This window comes from Bradyrhizobium sp. Crot121, assembly GCF_059512385.1.
Map to the genome: position 1 here is coordinate 207,035 of NZ_JCAMOR010000005.1, position 15,518 is coordinate 222,552.

A 15,518-nucleotide genomic window follows, 5' to 3' on the forward strand; every position below is an offset into this window, starting at 1 on the left:
CGATGCTGCTGCGCCATACACTGCTCTACCTCCCTGCGCAGTTCGTCGGGCCGCTGTTCCAGTTGATCGCGATGATCGTATGGACCCATGTGGTCAACGATCACACGCTCGGCATCATCACGCTGGTCACCGCCACACACGAATTCCTGCAGATCGCGTTCCTGGCCTGGTGGTCGCAATACGCACTGCGCTTCTCCGGCCGTTACAAGGATGGCGACGCGCCGCGCTTCTACCGCACCGAAAATGCGGTGCTGCTGGCGTCGGTCCTGCTGCAGAGCATTGTCATCGTCGTCGTGCTGCGCCTCGTCATTTCACCCGACGCGCATTTCGGCATGCTGCTTGCGGCCATTGCCTACGTGGTGACCCGTTCGCTGAACCTCTATATCGGCGAGCGCGCCCGCGCCCAGCAGCAGATCTGGGTCTACACGATCCAGCAGGTGGTCGGCCCCGCATTCGGCTTTGCCGTGGGCCTCGTGATGATCAAGCTGTTCGGCCAATCCGCCGAATGGCCGCTGGCCGGATACGCCGTCGCGCAACTCGCGGCTGCGCTGCTGGTACTGCCGAAGATCGCCTACGGCCGCCGCCTGTGGCCGATCGATCGCGAGATCGTGGTGCACGCATTGCATTACGGCGTTCCCCTGATCATCGGTGGCGGGCTCGGCTGGGTCGGCCTCAATGCCTCGCGCTTCATCATCAACGAGATGCAGGGTGTGGCCGCCGCCGGCCTGTTCGCCGTCGGTTACGGACTGGGACAACGCGCCGCCGCGGTCGCCGCCATGCTGGTGACGGCCGCCGCCTTTCCGCTCGCAGTCAAGAGCATGGAGCAAAGCGGCAGCAAGGCGGCAATGCGGCAGCTTGCCGATAACACCGCGCTGCTCGTTGCGATTCTCGCGCCAAGCCTGACCGGCATCTTCATGCTGCGGCTCGAGATCGTACACCTTCTGATCGCGGTGCCGTTCCAGCAGGCAACGCTGAGCGTGCTGCCGCTCGCGACACTCGCCGGCGCGATCCGCAACCTTCGCGCCCATTTCGGCGACCAGGTCTTCCTGCTGCATAACCGCACGCGCTGGATGATGGCGATCTCCGCCATCGACGCCACGATGACGGTGATCCTCAGCGTGGTGTGCCTGCGCTACTGGGGACTTGCCGGCGCGGCAGGCGCCACGGTTCTCGCTGCGACTGCGGCGGCCGCCACGAGCTTCAGCATCGGCTTCTCGCTGTTCGGGTTGACGCTGCCGTTTGCGCACCTGGCGCGCATTGCCGTTGCGACCGTCGCGATGGCGGCGCTGCTCCGCGAGTTCCCGGAAGCGCGAAATGCGATCATGCTCGCGGCACATATCGCAGCCGGGGCGGCGGTCTATCTGACAATGCTGGCGCTGCTGTACGCACCGTCACTCCTGAAGATGCTGCGGGCACGCCCGCAACATTCCGGAGCATGACGATTCTGTTACGCTTTCTTCGCATTCTCGAACGCGCGCGCGATCGCAAACCACAGCGGCTTTCGCTGCATCGATGAATCATAAGGTAGTGGCCGCGGCAGGCGTTGCGCCAGCGGATCCTTCTTCTTGGCAGCATCCGTGTAGAAGGAATAATTGTCCGCCAACTCCCAGGCGATCACCATCTTGACCGCCGGCACCCGCAACGCGTTGTTGAGGAATTTCTCCGCAGTCTCGGCGATCATCGCGTCGCGGGTGGCTATATCGTCCGGGAACGTGTCGTCGCGCACATCGAATTCGGTGATGTAGATGTCCACGCCGCGTGATGCGAGTTCATGCAGGAACTCGACGAACCGTCCCGGATCATGCGGATAGCGCGGCTGCAGGTGCCCCTGCAAGCCGACGGCCGCGAGCGGCACGCCAGCCTGCTTCAATTCATCGACAAGACGCAGCAATCCGCTGCGCACGATGTGCCCAACCTCGTCATCGCGCTCGGTCTGCGCCTCGTTAAGAACAAATTTGGTTTTCTTGTCGACCATGGCCGCGCGTTCGTAAGCACGGCGGATGTAACCGGTTCCGCCGAAAGCGTCATACCACGGCCCTAATCTGTAGCCGCCGGGCGCTTTGTGGCCGGGCCAGAACGGCTCGTTGACGACATCCCATGAATGCAACTTGCCGACGTAGCGGCTGACCACTTCTTCTATATAGGAGTCGAAGAACGCCTGACGCTCCGCGTTGCTCATGCTCTTGATCCACTGCGGAACCCAATCATTCCAGATCAGGCAATGACCGCGCATCGGAATGCGATTGCTCGCACAAAATTGCAGCAGACGATCCGCGCTCTCGAAACGTTTGGGGCCAGGTTGTGGCGCGATCGTGCCCATTTTCATCGCAACGTCAGTTGTGATGATGCGCGTTTGCGTTGTGTAAAGCTCGCGATACGCAAGATCCTTGTCGATCACGGGGCCAGCGGCAGCGCCAAAGGCAAAGCCATGTTGTGCAGCGATTGCACCGAGACTCTGTCCTTGCGCCGGCGCCGCAGTTGAAATTCCTGCACGCGCGGCGACGCCTGAGGCTGCGAGAATGGCGAGTGCACTTCGTCGCGACATCTGCATGGCTGCTCTCCATCAAGTGAATGCATTCGTTGCGCTGAATCATTTTTGCACAGCGGCATCGCCATCGTTGCGACGCAATAGTTCTATTTCGTGACGCCGCTCGTCGAGGAAGAGTCTTCGAGATGCGAGTTCCCATCGCACAAGCATTGAGCATGCCGACGACTTCCATCAGCGCACCTCGGCTTCTCTCGCACCTGGAGATCGACATGCCGGAAATACAGACGCAGCCTGCGACATCCAATCTCAATGTTGATGGCATCTCCATCAACATTGGTTCACTTCCCGAAGCGGTGAACTCGATCGTATCGGCTGCGCAGCAAGGCGAAAACTTCAGCGTATGCACGTTGAATCTCGATCATGTCGTTCAACTGCAACAGCGGCCTGACTTCCGTGCTGCCTATCGTCGTGCAAAATTTGTGACGGCGGACGGGTTCCCGATCGTCGTGCTGTCGCGTTTGCTTGGCACGCATATCGAGCGGACCACCGGCGCCGATCTCGTGGAACCGCTCTGCGAGGAAGCGCGAAAGAAGGGCCTTCCTGTATTCCTGCTTGGGTCGAATGACGCGACATTGAAGATGACCGCGCAACGTCTGTCGGAACGGTTCCAGGGCCTGCAAGTTGTGGGATGGTATGCGCCCGGCCCCAACTTCGATCCTTATTCCGCCGAGGCCGATCATGCGATCGAACTGATCCGCGAGTCCGGTGCAAGACTCTGTTTCGTTGCGCTCGGCGCGCCCCGCCAGGAAGTATTTGCCGCGCGCTGCCTCGACGAGCTCGATGGCACTGGTGTGTTGTGCATCGGCGCGGCGCTCGATTTCATCGCCGGCACGCAGAAGCGCGCGCCGTCGGTTACCCAGAAGGCCGGACTCGAATGGGCCTGGCGCATGCTGAACAACCCAAGCCGGCTCGGACCGCGCTATGCTCGCTGCATGGCCGCCGTTCCGGGACTCGTTGCGCGCACGCTGCCCCAGATCATCAACGCACGAATCCGGAAGACCGCATGACCTCGACCGTCACACTGGCGCTGCGCGCCCGCAATGCAAGCCGCGTTCGGCCGCGCTATCAGATCTGCCTGCTCCATCCGTTCGATCCGCGCGGCCAAAAGGTCGGCGGGCTCGAGACCTATATCCGCGACTTCATCACCTTCCATCCTGACAACACCGACATCCTGTTCGTCGGCGTGGATTCGATCGGTGACCTCACCCTCGGCGAAGTGCACCGGGTCACGTTCCGCGGCCGCACCTTCGATTTCCTTCCGATCCTTCGCTACAGCGATGCCCAGGCGCGTGAAGCCGCGCGCACCATTCGTTCCTCGTTGACAGGCCAGTTCTTCGTGGCGCTGCTGCGTCATTTCGGCCAGATCGCACGGCTGGTACGGACACGGCGATGCTCGATCGATTTACGTCGGGTTGAGTTCTCCTGGCTGCCGGCGATCTTGCGTCTCCCCTTCGTGCAGATGCTACATGGCGAGGGCGCGCCGAAACTGCAGATGGATTCGCTGCTCCGGAAATATTCCTTCGTGCACAATACCGGCGAGCGATTCGCCGTGACGATGAGCGAGAAGTTCCTCTGCGTTAATCCATTCATCACCGAGCGGATGCAGAAGACGTATCCGCGCAGCAAGGACAAGATCGATACGCTGTGGACCTGGGTCAATACCGACATCTTCCAGCCGCAGCCGTTCCCGGAAAGCATGTCGCCATTCCAGATCGTGTTCGCCGGCAGGCTCGACGAATTCAAGGACCCGCCGCTGATGTTCCGCACCATCGAGCGATTGCGACAGCGGCTGAACGGCCCGATCCGCTTTCACTATATCGGCACCAGCGACCCGCATCGCTTCAGCGAGTTTGCCGCGATCGAGGACATCACCATTCGCCACGGCTTCAAGGATGCCACGGGCATGGCGAAGACGCTGGCGGAGGCGCATGCGGGCATCCTCACCTCCGAATTCGAGGGCATGCCGCGCTGCGTTCTGGAAACGCTTGCGGTCGGCCGTCCCGTTGTCGCGATGCACCTGCCGCAGCTCGAGTCCGTCATCCATGACGGCCAGAGCGGCTATCTGGTGACACGCGATGGCAGCCGCGACGATATGGTGGAGACTCTCGCACAGCGCTTCATCGATGTCCGCGACGCCATCGACGGCGGCAAGATCACGCCCGAGCAGGTCGCCGATGCGATCCAGGACTTCACGCCGGCCACGCAACTGGCGCGCGTGTACCGCTACCATCAGGAAATTCAGGACGCCCGCGGCTTCGCCGCCGCCACGGCCTCTTGAGGCATCGACGTGAACATCCTGCTGCTGACCAGTGAGTTTGCTCCCGCCATGGGCGGGATCGGCACCTATGCAGGGGAAATCGCCGCCGCCGCGACCCGGCTCGGCGCGCGCGTCACCGTGGTTGCGCCGGACTACGGACAGGACAATGCAGGCCGCGATCGCACGCTGCCGTTCGAAGTGGCCCGCTTTGCCGGTGGCCTGCATTCGATGAAGGAGCTGCCGGCGAAAATGCTGCTGGCACGCAACAAGGTTCGGGAGCATCCATACGATGTGATCCATGCGGCCGATTGGCCGTTCTTCATTCCCGTCGCATTGTCGCGCTGGCAGACGCGGGCACGCGTGCTGATGACCGTGCACGGCACCGAGATCAACGAAACCCAGACCCCGTTGAAGCGATTTGCAATCCGCAGCGCCGGCGTGTTCGGCCCGCGGACGGAGATCGTGGCGAACAGCCGCTACACCAGGGATCTGTTCCGAGAACGGTTTGCCGTTGACGCAGGACAAATCAGCGCGATCAGTCTCGGTGTTTCCGACTTCTGGTTCGGCGAGCGACGCGATCGTGCGGACATCCGCGCCGGCCTTGGGCTGGCGCCGGAGCGGCTGGTCATAGTCACCGTCGCGCGGATCACCCACCGCAAAGGACATCATCTGACGCTCGCGGCACTGGCGCGCCTCCCCGAGCGGTTGCGCCAGCGTATCACCTGGCTCGTGATCGGCCCGAATGGCGAGGCCGACTATGTCAACGAACTCCAGCGCTTGATCGAAACCGCGAACTGCGATGTCCGCCTGCTCGGTCCGCTGCCGAATGAAGAGATCCGCGACATCTATGGCGCGGCTGATCTGTTCTGCCTGACGGGCCTTCCGGATTCCTCCGGCCGGGTCGAGGGATTCGGGCTGGTCTATCTCGAGGCCGGTGCCGGCGGCGTGCCGAGTGTTGCGACGGCTGTCGGCGGCGTTCCCGACGCCGTGCTGCCGGATCAAAGCGGCATTCTTGTTCCGCCTGATATCGACAGCATTTCCGCGGCGATCGCCAGGTTCGCCGAGAATGACGAACTGCGTGCGAGCCTTGCCGCAGGCGCGCTGGCCCATGCACGCGCGTTGTCCTGGGAACGTTGCGCTGCCGCGACCTACGGACTGGCTCGGAACGAGCGGCCTGCGCCGCAGGCCGAGGTGGTGACGGCATGAGGCGGATCGCCGCCGCCGCGATCCTGCTTGTGCTCGCCACCGGCACGGCACACGCCGGCGCCGACAACTGCCGCCGAAGCCGCGAATACTTGTTGGGTAGCCTCGGCGGCGATCTGAAGTTGCCGCCCCAATCCTACAACGATCTGTTCAAGATCTGTATGGCGGCGAGCAGCATGACGAATGTGAAGGACGCCTATGTCCTCAAGGACGGCGGTATCGCGGTCGTTCCCAAGCAGGACACCATTCCTGCCACGGCGTCGACATTGTCGCAATTCTGCGACGCCTATCCGAGTGCGACGCTGCGCTTCCTCACCAGCAAGGAAGTGCTGACGATGAAATCCGTCGTCGACATCGTGCAGCTTTCCTCGACCTCGGCGACACCTTGCAAGAAGATCAAAGGCCTCACCTGAAGCGTCACTTCTGCGCGTCGTAGTAGCGCGGCATGGCGTGCGGATCGAGCGGACGCTCCGCCCGGCGTCCGAGGAAGAAGAAGCCGCTCGCCGCATCCGATCCGGGGCGACCGCGCGTCAGCGGATCGAGCAGGCGGATCCAGAAGAATGGCAGCGCTACCAGACGCGACAGCTTGTCGCCGGCGCCGAGCGCACGGGCGAAGTAGCGGATCGACCACACCAGCGCGACGCCTGCGCCACCGACACGGCCCGCGCGGATTTCCGAGAATTGCTTGAACAGCCAGCGGTGGCCACTTCGCGTGAAGCGCGAGAAATCATAGCCGCGCTCATGCACTTGTTGCATGAACGGCGTCTCGGCATAGACGAGGCCTCTGCGCCGAAGCACGCGGTGAATCTCGCTGACGACGGACGCAGGCTCAAGGACATGTTCGAGCACGGCCTGGACCCAGACGCCGTCGAATACGCCGTCCTCGAACGGCAGCCGGTGCGCGTCGGCCACCAGCAGCGTGTAGGGCGACGCGTAGACATCCGTCCCGATCAACTCGAGGGAGTCATCCGCGTAGAGCTCATCGGCGCCGTCGCCAACCGCACCTCCGCCGATGATGAGCACGACCGGCCGTTCGCATTCCTGCTTCAGGAGCTCGACGAAGCGTGCACAGTTGGATTGCGCCACCTGATTGCCGCCGAAGGTGAGCTGATGGAGGCGCGAACTGATCGAGCGGCGCGACACGTCGCGGTGAAAGACCGAACCATTGCCGCCGCGATACATCTCGCGCTCGAAGATGCTGGCGGCGAAATCGATCAGGACCGGCTGGTCCTCAACCACCGGGAACCCGCTTTCGCAGTATTCACAGTTCTTATTGGAACAGAACGGTCGCGCGTCGATCTCTCGCAGCGGGGCCGCACAGCGGGGACAACGAACCGTGCGCCGCCAGTCAGTCTCCGCGCACATGTCCGATCGGTCAGTGACGGAAGAATCCACGAAGCCCCTTCGTTCAAGCGACGTACCTGGGTTCCATCCCAGGGACTAAACTTATCTCGTTTTCTTGACGGCAATTGCGGCGCCTGTGCGACGCAACAAGCCAACGCGTGCGAGGCAAGAAGGTTCTCTTCGTTGGGCGAGTGGACGTGCGTCCAAAAGGGCACAGGGATTCCCCACGGCCATAGCAGAGTCGATCTGAGCCGCAGTTCAGCGCAGTAGATGACTCCTCAACTTGTCATCACGATGGCTGCGCAGACCTTCGGCACAATTTTGATCGTGCTTGTCGCGGCTCGTGAAGCGTCTGGTTCCTTGGAACCTTCTCTGCGCGAAAATTGATTCGAGCAGAGCTCAGGGAAGCGCGTGGTTCCGCAGCGATCTGCTGTTGGCGGAACCGGCCGACTTTCGGTTCTTCGATTGCGCGAAGTCATGCATTCCCGTTTGCCACTGCAGGCCAACGATCGCGCCTTTCGTCGGCTGAAGCAGCGCGAGCGATGCGAACAGCGTAAAGGGCAGCCATATCGCGAGTTGCAGCCACGCCGGCGGCGCGTAAGCCATCTCGACGGCGAGCAAAGCCGGCACGACCACATGTCCGACCACGACGATGACGAGATAGGCGGGAAAGTCATCGGCACGCTGCGGCGTGTAGTCCTCGCCGCAGACTTCGCAGTGATCCACGACCTTCAGAAACCGGCGGAAAAGGTGGCCCTTCCCGCAATTGGGGCATCGCATGGTGAAGCCGCGCAATGCGGCTTGGGCAAGCGAAACTGGCTGTGTCATCGCTGAATTCCTTGACGTGAGGCATGTCCATACAGTACGAGAATGTATGGATACAATCAAAGACAAACAGGCCTATTGTATGGATTGGGTCCCTACACTTTCCGAATGGCAAGGCCCCCTGTTCATGCGGATCGTCGATGCGCTGGCGTCCGACATCGAGAGCGGCCGGCTTGTTCGCGGACAAAGGCTGCCGACGCACCGCGCGCTCGCCACCGAGCTCGGCATCGATCTCACCACCGTCACCCGCGCCTACGGCGAAGCGCGCCGGCGCGGCCTGCTGGACGCCAGGGTCGGTCAGGGCACGTTCGTCTCGGAGACGACGGTGCGTTCGCCGTCGCACGTTCCCGCGCAAGTCACGATCGACCTTTCGATGAATCTTCCGCCTCAACCGGTGGAAGCCAATCTGGATCTTCGCATCGCGCAGGGGTTGGAGACGATTCGCAGGGAAAGCGGCTTCGGCGCGTTCCTGACCTATTCAAGACCAGGCGGCAGCGATCTCGATCTCGAGATGGCGGCAAACTGGCTGCGCCATCGCGTGACGGATGCGGATGCCGAACGTCTCGTGATCTTTCCGGGATCGCAGGCCATCGTGTTCAATGCGCTTCTCGCCCTCACCTCGCCCGGCGACGTGGTTCTGACGGAGGCACTCACCTATCCTGGCCTGAAGACAGCCGCCGCCCGATTGGGCGTTCGCCTGATCGGATTGCCGATGGACGAACAAGGCGCGCAGCCGGATGCGCTCAAGGATGCATGCCGCAAGCACAAGCCGAAAGCCGTCTATCTGGTGCCAACGCAGCAGAATCCGACGACCGCCACCGCAGGCCCGGCGCGCCGCAAGGCCATCGCCGAAATCATCCGCCATGCCGGAATCTTCCTGATCGAGGATGACGCCTATGGTCTGCTCGAACCGTCGGTGTCGCCGATCGCAAACCTGATTCCCGAGCGGAGCTATTTCGCCGCCAGCACGTCGAAATGCATCGCGCCGGGACTGCGCGTCGCCTATCTGCTGGCACCCGATCCCACCGCCGCGCAGACCATGCGCAGCGGATTGCAGGCGACGATGCAGATGTCACCACCCCTGATGGTCGCGCTCCTCACCCATTGGATCCGAAACGGCATCGCCGATGAGATCATCGAGGCGGTGCGCAACGAAGCCAAGGGACGACAGCAACTGGCGGGACGTATCCTGAAGGGCATCGCTTTCGCATCCCGTCCCACCAGCCATCACCTTTGGCTGGAGCTGCCGCCATCCTGGAATCGGATGGACCTGCTTTCGCATCTGCTGCGCCACGGGCTTGCCGTTGTCGGCGAAGATGCCTTCGCCGTCATTGACAAGCCGCCGCGCGGGATCCGTGTCTCCCTTGGCGCGGCGCGCAACCGCGCCGATGTCAGCCAGGCCATGCAGGTGCTCGCGGCGCCCATGAAATTGTCTGTCATGGCGACGCAGATCGTCTGAGGCGGCGGCCGCTCAATTCGGCTTTCGCCACCAGATGAAGAGCGAATAGAGGACAACCGGGACGGCCAGGGTGACCCATGAGAGGGCATCCCACCAACCGTCTCCCACGAGCGCGCCGACGAGGCCAAGCGTGCTGACGATCGCGACCAGCAGGGGCGCGATAAAGATCTGTCGAAGCGTGCGATGCATGGGTTTGCGCGACGTCATCAGGACGACAATGCGGGACTTTCGAGGTTGGAGGAGCGCGCGATCACGCGATCGACGCTGACCCCTGCCCTTCGCCGCCGCACCCACAAATAGATGCCGGTGCCGAGGATGATGATCGTGAGCACGTCGAGCAGTGCCCAGAGGATCTTGAGCGGCATGCCGCCATAGTCGCCGAAATGCAGCGGCTGGGAAATGAACAGCGTCGAGACGTACCAGGGCATATCGCGGCTGTCGGTGAGCGTGCCGGTCTCGGCGTCGACCAGGGCCGGCTTCAAAAGGCGCGAGGTGAGCGGCGTGTTGCCGCGCAGGAACACCGCGTAGTGGCTCTTGCTGCTGAAGATCGAGCCGGGGAATGCGACGAAGCTTGGCGTCATCCCCGGCACCGCATGCGCCGCCACCTCGACCGCTGCATTGACCGACGTCAGCTTCGCGGGCACCGAGCGATCGCGATATTGCGCGGTCATCTCGGCAAGCTGCCCATACTGCCACATCTTCAGGACCAGGTCGGCCCATGTGTTGATGACGCCGGTGAAGCCGACCACCAGCGTCCACGCAACGAGAAGGATGCCGGCAAGGTTGTGGACGTCGAGCCAGCGCACCACGCGCGTCCGGCCGGCGCGATACGTGCCGAAGCTCAGCTTCCGCATCGAGGGCGCATAGACGACGATGCCGGAGATGATGGCGACGCAGAACAGGATGCCCATCAGGCCAAGGAAGAGCTTGCCCGGCAGACCTGCAAACATATCCGTGTGCAGCTTGAGCATGATGTAGGTGAAACGGCCGGTCACGTCAGGTGCATCCAGATAGGCGCCCGTATGCGCGTCCATCCGGATCAAGAGGTTCTTGCTCGGATCGGACGTGATCGAAGGCCCGACGCTGACGAACATCGCGTTCGGATCGTCCCGGTCCCAGATCAGGAAATGCGGGACCTGTCCCGCTGCATTGGCGATTGCGTTGGCGAGCAGATGGTCGAGATCGGCAAGCGGCGCATCCGCCGCCACCTCAGCCGGCTTCACCTGGCTGTGCAGGAGGTCGTCGATCTCCTCATGGAAAATCAGCGGCAGCCCCGTGATGCACAGGAGCAGCATGAACACCGTACAGATGAGGCTCGTCCATTTGTGGACGAAACCCCATCGCCGAAGAGACCTGGTTGCCGCCGTCACTTTGCCGTCCTAGTTCCAGCTATATTTCAACGTGCCGAGCACCGTACGTCCATTCCCCAAGCCACAATAGGGCAAGCCGGTCAAGCACGACGCCACGTAGAAGTGGTCGGTCAGGTTGGTCACGTTGACCTGCGCCTTCAATCCCTTCCAGTCCGGCCGCAGATAGCCGAAATCGTAGCTCACGGCGGCATCGAACAGCGTATAGGCCGGGATGACGAAAGTGTTGAAGCTGTCTCCATAGGTCTCGCCGACATAGCGCACGCCGAACCCGAGCCCGAGACCTGCAACCGGACCATCGTACCAGGTGTACTTGCCCCAGAGCGAGGCCTGGTCCTGGGCCGTGTTCATCATGTATTTGCCGGCATATCCGGCAATGCTTGAAGTGACCTTCGGATCGAGATGGCTGTAGCCGCCGACGATCTCCAGTTCGCGGGTGATGTTGCCTTTCGCTTCAAACTCGAAGCCGCGAACGCGAACGGCGTCGGTCTGCACGTTGAACAGCGGATTGATCGGGCTTGCGGTGAGAATGTCCTGCTGTTTGATCTCGAACACGGCGGCCGTCAGCATCAGGTTCGATCCATTCGGCATGAATTTGACGCCGGCTTCAGTGCCTTCGCCGGTGGTCGGCCTGAACGAGTTGCCGGCGAGATCGGCGCCCAGATTTGGCGTGAACGATGTCGCATAGCTCACATAGGGCGACAATCCGAAATCGAAGAGATAGTTGAGGCCGACGCGTCCCGTCTGCGCCCGGTCGTCGCGGGAGTAGCTGCCGGCGAGCGGAAAGACTGCGAAGCTCTTGGAATCCGTGCTCACCCAATCGTTGCGGCCGCTCACCGTCAGCGTCCAGCGGTCGAGCTTGATCTGGTCCTGCAGATAGAGACCGGCCTGGCTCAGCTTGTCGTTGCGCAGGATGAATGGCGCCAATGATGCGAAGGACGGAACAGCGGTATTATATACCGGAGCGTAGGCATCGATCGGAGCGATGCCGGCGGATCGATAGTCGGTGTTGGACCAGAGATTAAAGTAGTCGAAGCCCAACAGTACCTTGTGGGCGAGCGGTCCGGTCAGGAAATCCGCCTGCAACTGGTTGTCGAGAGCGATGTTGGCGGCGCTTGCCTTCACATAATTATAGCTGCGGTTGACGAGACGGTCGGTCGCCATGCCTTCGGTGCGAACCGAGGAGAGATCGTTGGTGACATCGGTGTAACGCAGGTTCTGCCGGAACTGCAGGTTGTTGTCGAAGCGGTGCTCGAAGGCATAGCCGACCATGAACTGCTCGAGATTGTAGCCGTCAGCCCCGGGTACACCGAGATAGCGGCTGTATGGAACGTGCCCGTTCGGGTTGGGCAGGAACGACACCTGGCCCGTCACGTATTGCTGGTAGCCCCTGTTGTCGGCCTTCTGGTACTGCGAGAGCAGCGTGAAGCTGGTGTCCGTCGTCGGGGCCCAGGTGAAGCTCGGCGCAATGAACAGCTTGTTGTCCTGCACGAAATCGGTCTGGGTATTGCTGTCACGTGCGAGCCCGACGATGCGGTAGAGGAACTCGCCATTCTTGTCGGTCGGGCCGCCGAGGTCGAACGCGCCCTGGAAGCGATCGAATGAGCCGAACGTGCCCTCGATCGTGTATTGCGGCGTCGCCGTCGGCCGCCTGCTCACCATGTTGAGCAGACCGCCCGGCTCGGACTGGCCATAGACCACCGACGACGGCCCCTTCAGCACCTCGATCCGCTCGAGCCCATAGGTCTCGATCCGCGGCACGGCGAAGGTGGTGTTGTCCAGCGGCAGCCGCAGGCCATCCAGATATCTCGGCGCATCGAAGCCTCTGAGCTTGAAGTTGTCGAAGAACGCATTGGCCCCGAAGCTCTGCACCGTGACACCAGGCGTATAGCGCAACGCTTCGGCGACGTTCTGCGCGCCCTGCGCCTGGATCTGGTCCTGGGTGACGATCGAAATCGACTGCGGCGTCTCCAGGATCGGCGTGTCCGTCTTGGTCGCGGTCACGCTTTGCTTGGCGAGATAGCCGACCACCGGACCGGTACCCCTCTCGCCGCTTGAGCGTCCGGCCGCTCCGCCCGGCGCGGCGGCTTCCTGCGTCACCGGGGCCGGCGTCCGCCGCGCGACGTTGCGGCCGGATCGCGCAGCCCGCGTCGATCGCACCGGAGCCACACGGCCGCGCTGCTGGCGAGGCGCATCGACCGTGACCGGCGGCAATTCGGTGTTCGATCTCGGCTGCTCCGCGCCGGACGGACTCTGCGCCAGCGCCGGCGTGTCCGTGAATGCCATCGCAGCGAAGCCACAAATCGTCACAAGGGCGAGTCCCCACTCGCTCTTTCGCTTGAATTCCATCGCCAGATCCCCCGTCGCGGAACGCCCGCGGACTCAGGGGACTGAGTGCAAGAATTGCGAAGCTGACGCCTTTGCGATTGCGCAAAAACTCTTTGATCTATTGTCGACAAGCTCCAGATTGGCTGCCGGAACATCAGCATCAGCTTGCTACCTTAGTGGACACACGTCACGATCAGCCGCCCCACTGCGTAGAATTATTCTCATTCTAATTTGATGGACGGCATCGACTGGGCGCGTATCCGAAATGCTTGCGAAATGCGGTCGCAAAATTGGCGGGGTTGCCGTAGCCCGCCAGATAGGCCGCCTCGTTGATCGATATGCCCTGCTCGATGATCGCATCGCGTGCCGATTCGAGCCGGCGCGTCCGCAGATATTCGGAAGCGCTGACGCCAAACGCCCGTCGGAAATGGGTGTTGAAGGAGCGGCGGCTGATGCCTGCCTCGCGCGCCAATTGGGAGACTTTCCACGGGCGCCGCAGATCCGCGTCGATCGCGTCGCGGATCGCGCGCAGCCGGCGCTGCTTGTGATCGCCGGCCATCTCCATGCTCGCGCGCTCGCCCGCGATCGATATGACCCGCGCGAGGATTTCCATGGCATGCGCGGACAGCAGCAGCTCTTCCGCGCGTCCATCCAGTGTCGGAGACAGCATTTCGGTTGCCATGGCAAGGATGCGTGGCGGCGCCTTCAGCGTGACCACGAATTCATCCGATTCCGCCGAGGAAAATAGCTCGAGGAACTCGCGCTGCAGGCCGAGCCGATCGATCGATGCCTTGGGAAACGCGAGACCCGCGGCAAACATACGCACTCCGCCGGAGGCCTCGCCGCTCCAGAGCTGCGGTTTTCGCAAAGCCATCACGACAATCGAATTTTCCGAGTAGCGGAACCGCGTGACATCGCGATGCGGACCTCCCTGGCCTGAGCCCTTCAACACGATGGTGACGAACAGGCCGGCCTTGATCATGCCTTCGCTGCGTATCATGCGATCAAGGATGAAATTGTTTCGCTGGAACAGGCAGCCGGGAGATTCGAGCCATTGCGCAGTCCCCTCGAAGTCGTCCTCCCTTGATACTCCCTCGGAGTCGAAGACGCGGAACTGATCGAAGATGCGATGATAGATGTGCGTCACGTCCTTTGCCTGGAGCCGGCCAGCGAATCATCAGTCTATCTGCCTCTCAACCGTTGCCGAGGCAATTAGAACGCTTTCAAAGTGCCGCACCATTCCGCGGGTTGGCAGGATGGGTAGAGCGCAGCGAAAGCCATCGCGATGGAGCAAGCGCGTGAATGATGGGTTTCGCTTCGCTCTACCCATCCTACGATTCCGCCAGAGGCCCGTAGGGTGGGCAAAGCGAAGCGTGCCCACCATCAAGCACCGCGCTCGCGATGGTGGGCACGCTTCGCTTTGCTTTGCTCACCCTACAAATCTACGATTCCGCCAGACCCTCATCCAGAGAGGGTGAGGGGATGGATTGAAGCGCGCCGCGCTATCCACGTCATTGCGAGCGTAGCGAAGCAATCCACGTCTCCACAAGTGGCGCGATGGATTGCTTCGCTGCGCTCGCAATGACGGGGTGAGGTCTGATTTGAATTTCAAACAGCGGAGAGGATGTGAGTGCGCGTTCTCGCGGCATGGATCGCCCGAGGTTTGCGTTCTTTCCACCCTCTTCGAAATCAGAGGGCGCAGGGAAAGCCGGGTGCTGGTTGCACCCGTGGGTCCCGTGCAACAAAAAGCACGGGGGTAGGACCACAGGTTCAACCGAAGCAGTCCGGCTTTCCCTGCGCGATGGTGTTACGGCTTACTTCGTGCTCTCCCCGGTGACCGGGCTCTTTTGCCACCGTCGTCTTGCGGATACTTGATCCACAGAACTTAGCGCCAGCGTCGGGGCGCCAGGACCACACGACTTCGCCGTCCGCTGATGTCACGCTCGTCAGTCGCAACACCTGCGTCCACCGCATCTCACCGCAACGTTCGTGACGATCGCGAGCCGCCCCTCATCCGCCGTGAGACGCGCCGAGTTAAATCACTGATTTGCCCGACGGGTTAAGCGGTTTATTTTTCGCGCCAAGGCTGGACCGGGCAAATCACCTTGAAATAATTCATGAAATTCGTCCCAACGTGACCCTGCTCGCGACGGGCAGCTCTCGACCGGCCTCGACTATCGGTTCGTC

The 15,518-nt window shown here is 62.1% G+C and carries 13 protein-coding genes; 6 read left to right on the forward strand and 7 right to left on the reverse strand.

The genetic code is table 11. From position 1 onward, the window contains the following. Positions 1–2: 2 nt before the first annotated feature. Positions 3–1,439, forward strand: a complete 1,437-nt coding sequence (locus AC5ZGW_RS08160) for a lipopolysaccharide biosynthesis protein (protein WP_028165256.1) — start codon at positions 3–5, stop codon at positions 1,437–1,439. 8 nt (positions 1,440–1,447) lie between these two features. On the opposite strand, the gene AC5ZGW_RS08165 is transcribed toward AC5ZGW_RS08160, so the two are convergent. Continuing rightward, complete coding sequence (locus AC5ZGW_RS08165) at positions 1,448–2,551, reverse strand: endo-1,4-beta-xylanase (RefSeq protein ID WP_028165255.1); 1,104 nt, start codon at positions 2,549–2,551, stop codon at positions 1,448–1,450. Positions 2,552–2,757: 206 nt separating this feature from the next. Between AC5ZGW_RS08165 and AC5ZGW_RS08170 the strand changes: the two genes are divergently transcribed. From AC5ZGW_RS08170 to AC5ZGW_RS08185, 4 genes are read left to right on the forward strand one after another with little or no spacing between them, the layout of a single operon-like run. Beyond that, positions 2,758–3,555 carry a WecB/TagA/CpsF family glycosyltransferase gene (locus AC5ZGW_RS08170; RefSeq protein WP_028165254.1) on the forward strand — a complete coding sequence of 266 codons (798 nt, stop codon included), beginning with the start codon at positions 2,758–2,760 and terminating at the stop codon, positions 3,553–3,555. Continuing rightward, positions 3,552–4,826: a glycosyltransferase gene (locus AC5ZGW_RS08175; protein WP_130227813.1), complete on the forward strand. Its 1,275-nt coding sequence runs from the start codon at positions 3,552–3,554 to the stop codon at positions 4,824–4,826. Before AC5ZGW_RS08170 ends, AC5ZGW_RS08175 begins: the two co-directional genes overlap by 4 nt. Before the next feature lie 9 nt (positions 4,827–4,835). After that, on the forward strand, positions 4,836–6,011 hold the full coding sequence (locus tag AC5ZGW_RS08180; protein ID WP_130227812.1) for a glycosyltransferase family 4 protein: 1,176 nt from the start codon (positions 4,836–4,838) through the stop codon (positions 6,009–6,011). Then, positions 6,008–6,421, forward strand: a complete 414-nt coding sequence (locus AC5ZGW_RS08185) for a hypothetical protein (protein WP_207231077.1) — start codon at positions 6,008–6,010, stop codon at positions 6,419–6,421. Before AC5ZGW_RS08180 ends, AC5ZGW_RS08185 begins: the two co-directional genes overlap by 4 nt. A gap of 4 nt (positions 6,422–6,425) precedes the next feature. Here the strand turns inward: AC5ZGW_RS08185 and AC5ZGW_RS08190 are convergent, their stop codons facing one another. Beyond that, positions 6,426–7,247 (reverse strand): class I SAM-dependent methyltransferase, encoded by an 822-nt coding sequence (locus tag AC5ZGW_RS08190; protein WP_165435363.1) that lies wholly within the window; start codon positions 7,245–7,247, stop codon positions 6,426–6,428. A gap of 504 nt (positions 7,248–7,751) precedes the next feature. Continuing rightward, positions 7,752–8,180: a DUF983 domain-containing protein gene (locus AC5ZGW_RS08195; protein ID WP_130227810.1), complete on the reverse strand. Its 429-nt coding sequence runs from the start codon at positions 8,178–8,180 to the stop codon at positions 7,752–7,754. 46 nt (positions 8,181–8,226) lie between these two features. Here AC5ZGW_RS08195 and AC5ZGW_RS08200 point away from each other — a divergent pair, with 46 nt between their 5' ends. Then, the gene (locus AC5ZGW_RS08200) at positions 8,227–9,636 is read left to right on the forward strand and encodes an aminotransferase-like domain-containing protein (protein WP_245474874.1); all 1,410 of its coding nucleotides are present in this window, start codon (positions 8,227–8,229) and stop codon (positions 9,634–9,636) included. A gap of 12 nt (positions 9,637–9,648) precedes the next feature. Here AC5ZGW_RS08200 and AC5ZGW_RS08205 read toward each other — a convergent pair whose 3' ends face one another. The 4 genes from AC5ZGW_RS08205 to AC5ZGW_RS08220 form a co-directional block, all read right to left on the reverse strand. Beyond that, on the reverse strand, positions 9,649–9,843 hold the full coding sequence (locus tag AC5ZGW_RS08205; protein ID WP_028165250.1) for a hypothetical protein: 195 nt from the start codon (positions 9,841–9,843) through the stop codon (positions 9,649–9,651). Then, positions 9,843–11,006: a PepSY-associated TM helix domain-containing protein gene (locus tag AC5ZGW_RS08210; protein WP_130227809.1), complete on the reverse strand. Its 1,164-nt coding sequence runs from the start codon at positions 11,004–11,006 to the stop codon at positions 9,843–9,845. Before AC5ZGW_RS08210 ends, AC5ZGW_RS08205 begins: the two co-directional genes overlap by 1 nt. 9 nt (positions 11,007–11,015) lie before the next feature. Beyond that, positions 11,016–13,352, reverse strand: coding sequence for a TonB-dependent siderophore receptor (locus tag AC5ZGW_RS08215; RefSeq protein ID WP_496113896.1), 2,337 nt, complete (start codon positions 13,350–13,352; stop codon positions 11,016–11,018). Positions 13,353–13,557: 205 nt separating this feature from the next. After that, complete coding sequence (locus tag AC5ZGW_RS08220; protein WP_130231884.1) at positions 13,558–14,478, reverse strand: helix-turn-helix domain-containing protein; 921 nt, start codon at positions 14,476–14,478, stop codon at positions 13,558–13,560. Between the last annotated feature and the right edge of the window lie 1,040 nt (positions 14,479–15,518).

Coding starts and splice junctions, on each gene's coding strand:
- AC5ZGW_RS08185 (WP_207231077.1), top strand. CDS start 6,008: ATGAGGCGGATCGCCGCCGCCGCGATCCTGCTTGTGCTCGCCACCGGC.
- AC5ZGW_RS08160 (WP_028165256.1), top strand. CDS start 3: ATGCTGCTGCGCCATACACTGCTCTACCTCCCTGCGCAGTTCGTCGGG.
- AC5ZGW_RS08205 (WP_028165250.1), bottom strand. CDS start 9,843: ATGACGTCGCGCAAACCCATGCATCGCACGCTTCGACAGATCTTTATC.
- AC5ZGW_RS08175 (WP_130227813.1), top strand. CDS start 3,552: ATGACCTCGACCGTCACACTGGCGCTGCGCGCCCGCAATGCAAGCCGC.
- AC5ZGW_RS08215 (WP_496113896.1), bottom strand. CDS start 13,352: ATGGAATTCAAGCGAAAGAGCGAGTGGGGACTCGCCCTTGTGACGATT.
- AC5ZGW_RS08200 (WP_245474874.1), top strand. CDS start 8,227: ATGGATACAATCAAAGACAAACAGGCCTATTGTATGGATTGGGTCCCT.
- AC5ZGW_RS08170 (WP_028165254.1), top strand. CDS start 2,758: ATGCCGGAAATACAGACGCAGCCTGCGACATCCAATCTCAATGTTGAT.
- AC5ZGW_RS08195 (WP_130227810.1), bottom strand. CDS start 8,180: ATGACACAGCCAGTTTCGCTTGCCCAAGCCGCATTGCGCGGCTTCACC.
- AC5ZGW_RS08165 (WP_028165255.1), bottom strand. CDS start 2,551: ATGCAGATGTCGCGACGAAGTGCACTCGCCATTCTCGCAGCCTCAGGC.